Annotated in this window: 6 protein-coding genes; 5 read left to right on the forward strand and 1 reads right to left on the reverse strand. The window is 63.1% G+C overall.

Features of this window, described 5'->3' with window-relative positions; genetic code table 11:
* The first annotated feature begins 108 nt into the window (after window positions 1-108).
* The 3 genes from A5779_RS29490 (at window position 109) to A5779_RS29500 (ending at window position 3,480) form a co-directional block, all read left to right on the forward strand.
* Window positions 109-1,017 (forward strand): class I SAM-dependent methyltransferase, encoded by a 909-nt coding sequence (locus A5779_RS29490; RefSeq protein WP_082941899.1) that lies wholly within the window; start codon window positions 109-111, stop codon window positions 1,015-1,017.
* A 216-nt stretch (window positions 1,018-1,233) separates the two neighbouring features.
* Window positions 1,234-2,073: a TylF/MycF/NovP-related O-methyltransferase gene (locus tag A5779_RS29495; RefSeq protein ID WP_064887252.1), complete on the forward strand. Its 840-nt coding sequence runs from the start codon at window positions 1,234-1,236 to the stop codon at window positions 2,071-2,073.
* Between the two features lie 141 nt (window positions 2,074-2,214).
* The gene (locus A5779_RS29500; RefSeq protein WP_064887253.1) at window positions 2,215-3,480 is read left to right on the forward strand and encodes a glycosyltransferase; all 1,266 of its coding nucleotides are present in this window, start codon (window positions 2,215-2,217) and stop codon (window positions 3,478-3,480) included.
* A 26-nt stretch (window positions 3,481-3,506) separates the two neighbouring features.
* On the opposite strand, the gene A5779_RS29505 is transcribed toward A5779_RS29500, so the two are convergent.
* Window positions 3,507-4,910, reverse strand: coding sequence for a cytochrome P450 (locus A5779_RS29505; RefSeq protein WP_082941900.1), 1,404 nt, complete (start codon window positions 4,908-4,910; stop codon window positions 3,507-3,509).
* Between the two features lie 656 nt (window positions 4,911-5,566).
* Between A5779_RS29505 and A5779_RS29510 the strand changes: the two genes are divergently transcribed.
* Entirely contained in the window at window positions 5,567-5,797 is a 231-nt protein-coding gene (locus A5779_RS29510) for an MbtH family protein (protein WP_055113977.1), read from the forward strand.
* Window positions 5,787-6,857 (forward strand): condensation domain-containing protein (locus A5779_RS29515; protein ID WP_269085857.1); only part of this gene is annotated, 1,071 nt, incomplete at its 3' end. The genes A5779_RS29510 and A5779_RS29515, both read left to right, overlap by 11 nt.

Raw genomic sequence — 6,857 nt, forward strand, 5'->3', positions numbered from 1 at the left:
TCTCGCGGTGGCGTGGAGTTCTCTGAGGATGGCCGAGTGTCCGCGATAACCAGAGATTGCCGGTTATGCGGATCCACTGGCCCCCATCCGGCGATTGACGTTCGCGAGATGATGTTCGGTACTCGGGAACAATTTGAATATTTCTGCTGCGCTGCGTGCGATACCTTGCAGATCGACAAGGAGCTAGAGGGCGAAGACCTCATGCGTCACTACCCCTCGAACTACTACTCACACAGCGAGTCAGCGCAACCGGGCGCGTTTCGATGGCTGGTCACACAGCATGACGAGTACAAGCTGCGCGGCGGCAATCCGATTGTCGGTGCATTCATGAAGGCGCGTCTGACCGAAGGGCTCTTCCGTGTGCTCCTCGGCGGCGACGTCGTCAGAATGCTCGCTCAATTGGCCGTCGAGCACGACTCGCGCATTCTGGACGTCGGTTGTGGCACCGGGGGACTGCTGGACCGTCTGACCAGAATTGGATTCAACAACTTGGTCGGCGCGGACCCGTTCATCGAGGCCGATGGCCGATCTGCTGAAGGTGTGCCGCTGATGAAGGCAGATCTGCGCGATGTCGACGGCAAATTCGACCTCATCATGTTCAATCATTCGCTCGAACACGTTCCCGACCCGGTCGAGACCCTCAAGGTGGCGTACGGCAAGCTCGCCGCCGGAGGCATGTGCCTGGCTCGTGTGCCCACGACTTCGTCGGAAGCGTGGAGCACCTACCGGGCCGATTGGGTGCAGGCCGATGCACCGCGGCACATGGTCATACCCTCGCGGCAGGGAATGGCAGTGGCGGCCGAACGGGCTGGAATGCGAGTGGTTCGGACGTTCGATGACTCGAATTTGGGCCAGTTTCTCGGCAGTGAAGCGTATCGACGTGATGTCCCGGTGACCGATCCGAAGATACTGCGGATGTTCGGACCCAAGCAGCTGTGGGCGTGGGAAAAACGCGCACAATTGCTCAACCGACAGGGACGGGGCGACCAGACGGGATTCGTCCTACAGGCAATCTGAGGTATCGGACGAGTGGGAGCGGCCGGCCACCGGAAATCTTCTCTCTCACAGTCGATCTTGCGATTCGGGCACCGGTTGGCCCGCTGCGCTTTCGTCGTCGTGCCATCGTGCGGGTCAATTTCCCCATACTCAATCAGCAAACCGATCCGGGTAGTGCCGGCTCGAGGCTAGAGTCACTCGAACTTACTGGAATACGAGCTGGGGGCCCAATTTCACGTGACCGACCACGATGTTCGATCGCTGTACCTCGATCTGATCCGAGGCAACCTCACGAGGTACGGGATGCCGGAACGAATGCCCGCCGAGTGGACGCTGAGGCGACGGCTCTACTTCAAGACCCTCAATCGCATGATGGTTCGCGGTGGGGCGCATCGACTTGCCCGCGCGACTCCGAACGAGAATCGCAGCACCCTCGTCCGGCACAAGCGGGACTTGGGCATCGATTGGCCGGCGGAGGCCGAGACGATGATCGGAATGCAACGACTGACCAGTCTTCAGCAGTGTGTCGAGACTGTACTCGCGGAGGACATCCCCGGCGACCTGATCGAATGTGGTGTGTGGCGGGGCGGGGCCTGCATCCTGATGCGTGCCGTACTGGCCGCCTATGGGGATCAGACACGAAGCGTCTGGGTGGCGGACTCGTTCCAGGGCCTGCCACCTGCCGACCCCGACAACTACATCGCCGACAAGGGGCTCAGGACGCAGAGCCTGGCCGGCATACTGGGCGTGCCAGAAACTGAGGTCAGGGCGAACTTCGAGCGCTACGGACTGATGGACGACCAGGTCCGCTTCCTGCCCGGTTGGTTCAAGGACACCCTGAAAGACGCGCCGATCGATCGCATTGCGGTGCTGCGGATCGACGGCGATCTGTACGAATCCACGATCCAGGCACTCGACGCGCTCTACCCGCGGCTGTCCCCGCAGGGCTTCTGCATCATCGACGACTATCACGATCTCGAGCCATGTCGGCAAGCCGTCACCGACTACCGTGCGGAGCACGGGATCACCGCCGAGATCGTAGATATCGACGGGACTGCTGTGCTCTGGCGTAAATAGCGAAAGGCGTTGGATCGTTCTGGATCTCACGTCGACGGCGTGCCGGCCGCGTTATGCTGCCGAGCAGTTGAGCGTCGTCCGCAAGAGCTCCGGCTGTCATTTTCGCGGGCGCGCAAGGGACGTGAGAGGCCAGAATCTGCAATGAAGATTGTCCTGGCAAGCTACGGAACCCGCGGTGACATCGAGCCGTGTGTCGCCGTGGGCCGTGAGCTGCTACGACGCGGACACGACGTGCACATGGCTGTCCCGCCCGACCTCGTCGGCTTTGCCGAGGCGGCCGGGCCGACAGCGATCCCGTACGGGCCGGATCTGCAGGCGGTGCTGGATGCGCACCGCGACTTCTGGACCCACTTCTTCCGGAACTTCTGGAAGGTCCGCGAGATGATCAGGTTGCGACGGGAAGTGGTGGCGCCGTTCCACCAGTGCTGGAAGGACATCATTGCCACTTTGACGTCGCTCGCCGAAGATGCCGACCTGCTGTTCACCGGAGTGAATTTCGAGGATGCCGCGGGCAACGTCGCTGAGTACTACGACATTCCGTTGGCCACATTGCATCTGTTCCCGCTTCGCGCCAATGGCCAGTTCGTGCCGTTCCTGCCGGGGCGGCTGGGCCGAACGGCGATGCGAGTGTCCGAATGGATTGCCTGGCGCAACGCCAGGAAAGTCGAGGGCATACAGCGAGGCGAACTGGCGTTGCCGAAGGCCACCTCTCCCTCGCCGTGGCGGCTCACCGAACGCGGTTGCCTGGAGATCCAGGGGTACGACGAAGCCTGCTTTCCCGGGTTGGCCGACGAATGGGCGCAATGGTCCGGTCAGCGGCCCTTCGTCGGTGCCTTGACGATGAATCTGCCAGGTGATTCAGACGAAGAGGTCGCCAGGTGGATCGCGGCGGGGCCACCACCGATATTCTTCGGCTTCGGCAGCTTGCCGATGGAATCGGGCGCGAAAACACTCGCGATGATCAACTCGGCCTGCGCACAGCTCGGAGAGCGGGCGCTGGTGTGTGCGGCCGGAACCGACCTGAGCCACCTTCCCCGGTCCGAGCACGTCAAGATCGTCGGCACGATGAATTTCGCGACGGCGTTTCCCGGTTGTCGCGCGGTGGTGCACCATGGCGGATTGGGCACCACCGCCGCGGGCCTGCGCGCGGGGGTTCCCACGTTGATCCTGTCGACCGATCTCGATCAGACGCTGTGGGGGCGCCGGGTCAAGGTGCTGAAAGTGGGTACGGCCCGGCGCTTTTCGGGCACGACGGAGAAGAGCCTGGTTGCTGACCTGCGCACGATCCTCGAGCCGCAATATGCCGCCCGAGCGCGCGAGGTCGCCGCCCAGATGACCCAGCCTGCCGAAAGTATCGCGACCGCGGCAGATCTCGTGGAGAAACTTGCCGGCGTCGGCCGGCTGTGACACAGCTCTGATCGGAGCTTTCCGCGTTACTCCGGCGAGTCACGTGAACCATGAGCGCTGGCGGGGCAGTGTTGTGGCGTTGCGGCCTGCGATGGCGGCTCGGCATCTCGGATCGCGCGGACGTGGATCATCCCGCCACGATGCGGAACGAACGTGACGTGCTTCGCCCGCTGCTTTTCGTCAGCCGCAGCAGTCGTGCTCAATTCGACCCGGCGCAGGATCTCACGGAGGACGAGCCGTATCTCCACCATGGCGAAGGTGGCACCGAGGCAGCGGCGGTTTCCGCCACCGAAAGGGAGCCAGGTGGTGGGGCTGAGGGAGGCGTCGAGCATTCGATCCGGGTCGAATCGATCCGGATCGGGGTACACCTCGGCGCTCGCGTGCACCAGCCCGATGGCCGGGTCGACCATGATGCCGGCCGGCAACCGATAGCCACCGATCTCGGTCGGCTCCTTGAGAACCCGTCCGGAGCTGAACAGCACCGGACGGATCCGCAACGTCTCCTTGACCACGGCGTCGAGGTACTCGTCGCCGGACGCGTCGCCTGCCGCGCTGGCATCGGCGGCCCGCACCGCCTTGGCCAGCGCCTCCGGGTGGCGGGTCAGTCGCTCCAACGCCCAGGACAGTGCCGTCGCGGTGGTCTCGTGTCCGGCCGCGATCGCAGTCAGGAGCTGGTCGCGCAGTTCGCTGTCGGACATGGTGCGACCGTCGTCGTCGGTGGCGCGGACCAGCATGGCCAGCACGTCGGTACGGTGCTCGAGGTCGGGGTCGGCACGCCGGTCGGCGATCTCGGCGTAGAGCAGGGCGTCAGCTTCCTCGAATCGCCGGCCGACGCCTCGCCACGGGCGATGGCGCCGCAGGCTCGGTTTCGTAATCGCCGGTGTCTCCCAGGGTTTCATGTAGAGCAACCGCGGCACCACCCGGCGCAGCGCGGCCAGTCGCGCGGGGTCGCTGGCGCCGATGACTGTTCGCAGGATCACCTCGAGCGTGATCTCCGTAGTCATGGGTGCCACCGGGAAGCTCTTTCCGACCGGCCACCCGGCGACGTTCTCTGCGGCGATCTCGACCATCTGAGCAGCCTGCTGCGCGACGGCGTCGCGATGAAATGCCGGCATCGTCAGGCGGCGCAGGGAGTGGTGCGCGTCCTCGTCGAGCACAAACAGCGAGCTCTCGCCGAGGAGACCGCGGAAAAACCAATGTGCTTCGCCGGAATGAAAGACCCGAGGGTCACCGGCGTACACCGTCTTGATGTCGGCAGGGTCGGCGAGGTAGACGACCGTGCCCGACAACGGAATACGCAGCCGGAACATGTTCCCATAGCGGCGCTGGCACGCGCGCAGGAAGCGTAGACCGAAGCTTGCCATCAACGTGGACTGCACCACCATGGGAAGTGGAGGGCCGGGCGGCAGTTCGGTTTTCGCGGCAGTCACTTTGCGTGATCCCTAGCTACTAGACGGTACGGGTGCGGAAAGACCGACGGCCTCGGATCGCAACCGACACGGGTGGCCGGTCGTGGCGTGCGCTCGCACGATCCACGGTCGCAGATCCGGGCTCTACGGTATTTCCCAACCGTACGAGTCTTGGCATGGGTACGGGGTGCTTTCGGTCGGAGACATCACCCACTGCGGGTGACCCGGGGCGGGTGATGGCACGTTTGCCTTCAACTCGGTTCCGGTGACGACCATTAGTTCCCGTTCGCCGGGCGAAATGCTGTGCTGCTGCTCAGCAGATTTCTATGAGTTGCATTTGTCTCGCTGAAGGCTCGTAGAGGTCGGCCTGGTGCTGCGAAGTGGGCGGCCGGGCGGGAAAGGTCCACCCCTCAGCAAATATTGCCTCTACGAAGGTGGTGGGCGTAATCAGCGGTGGTGGCTGCGTACGTATCGGCGAAACACGTCGCGGTCCAAGCGTTAGTGGCTAATTCGCTATGTTAACGGGGGTCGCGGTGGCGGGAACGCCACTGTGCATCGCCCACCGGGCGGCGAGTAGCAAATATTGACGATTTTTCTAAAACCGCCTGGCGACCGGGCTGTCTGGGTTAGGTTTAGAACGTGTTCCATTTAACTCGCCCAGATGGTCTGGAGAACTGGTGAGCATCAATCCATTCGACGACGACAACGGCAGTTTTTTCGTTTTGATCAACGACGAGGAGCAACACAGCCTGTGGCCGGCCTTCGCAGATGTTCCGGCCGGCTGGCGGGTGGTCTACGGCGAGGCGGATCGCGCCTCCTGCTTGGAGTACATCGAGCAACATTGGCCTGACATCCGGCCGAAGAGTCTCCGCGAGAGGTTGGCACAGGGTCGGACTGTTGATCAGTAAGCCGTCGGCTGGAAATACCCGAAGTGATCACGGGGCACTTCCGCTCACGCGGGGCCAGCTGGACATTTGGCTTGCCGAGGAGTCTGGGCGCGCCGGTGTCAAGTGGCAGCTGGGAATGCTTGCCCGTCTCGACGGCGTCATCGAACATGACGTCCTCGAACGGGCCATTCGTCACGTGGTCGCCGAGGCCGAACCCCTCAGGGCTGTATTTGCGGAGGTAGACGGCCAAGTTTTCCAGACGGTTGTCGACTATCCGGACATCGAACTCGGCCGCTACGACTTGACGGGCTCGGCCGACCCGGTGCAGGACGCCTATCGGGTGGTTGCAGCGATCCGTCGAACGCCGATGCCGCTGGATGGTCCGCTGTTCAAGTTCGCGTTGATGCAGACTCGGTCTGACGAGTTCTACTTTTTTGTGTGCTGTCACCACATCGCGATCGACGGCATCGGCATGGGTCTCGTCATTCACCAGATTGCCGCTGCCTATACAGCAATCGATGCCGGCGAGGCGATACCGCCCACGATCTTCGGCCCGCTGAAGAGCATCATCGATTGCGAGTTCGAATACGAGGCTACCGACGATTACCTCGTTGATCAGGCCTATTGGTCCAAGAATGTACCGCCTGAAGCTGAGTCTCGTCCTGGACCCGCCGTCGGAGTCGCAAACCCGATCGATGAGTACGAGCCTTCTGCGCCAATCCGATTGGATCGTTGCGCGGTCGACAGGGCGCGAGAGCTCTCGAAAGCTCTCGGGGTCCGCCGAGCGTCGGTGGTCGCCGCGGCGTACGCGCTGCTCGTACATGGCGAGACCGGGGGATCCGAGGTTGTCCTCGATTTTCCGGTGAGTCGACGGGTGAGTCCTGAAGTACTGCTGATGCCCGGGATGGTTTCCGGAGTCGTGCCATTGGTTCTGACGACGTCACCGCAGTCCACAGTGGCCGAATTCTGCAGGCATGTCGACACACGCATCCAGGAAGCGATGCGCCATCAGCGTTTCCCGCTCCGCGCTATCGAGAACAAGACGCGTTTCCAGGGGGCCGGGCAGCCGTCGACTCGGGCC

Source organism: Mycolicibacterium peregrinum (assembly GCF_001665625.1).
Classification (GTDB): Bacteria; Actinomycetota; Actinomycetes; order Mycobacteriales; family Mycobacteriaceae; genus Mycobacterium; species Mycobacterium peregrinum_B.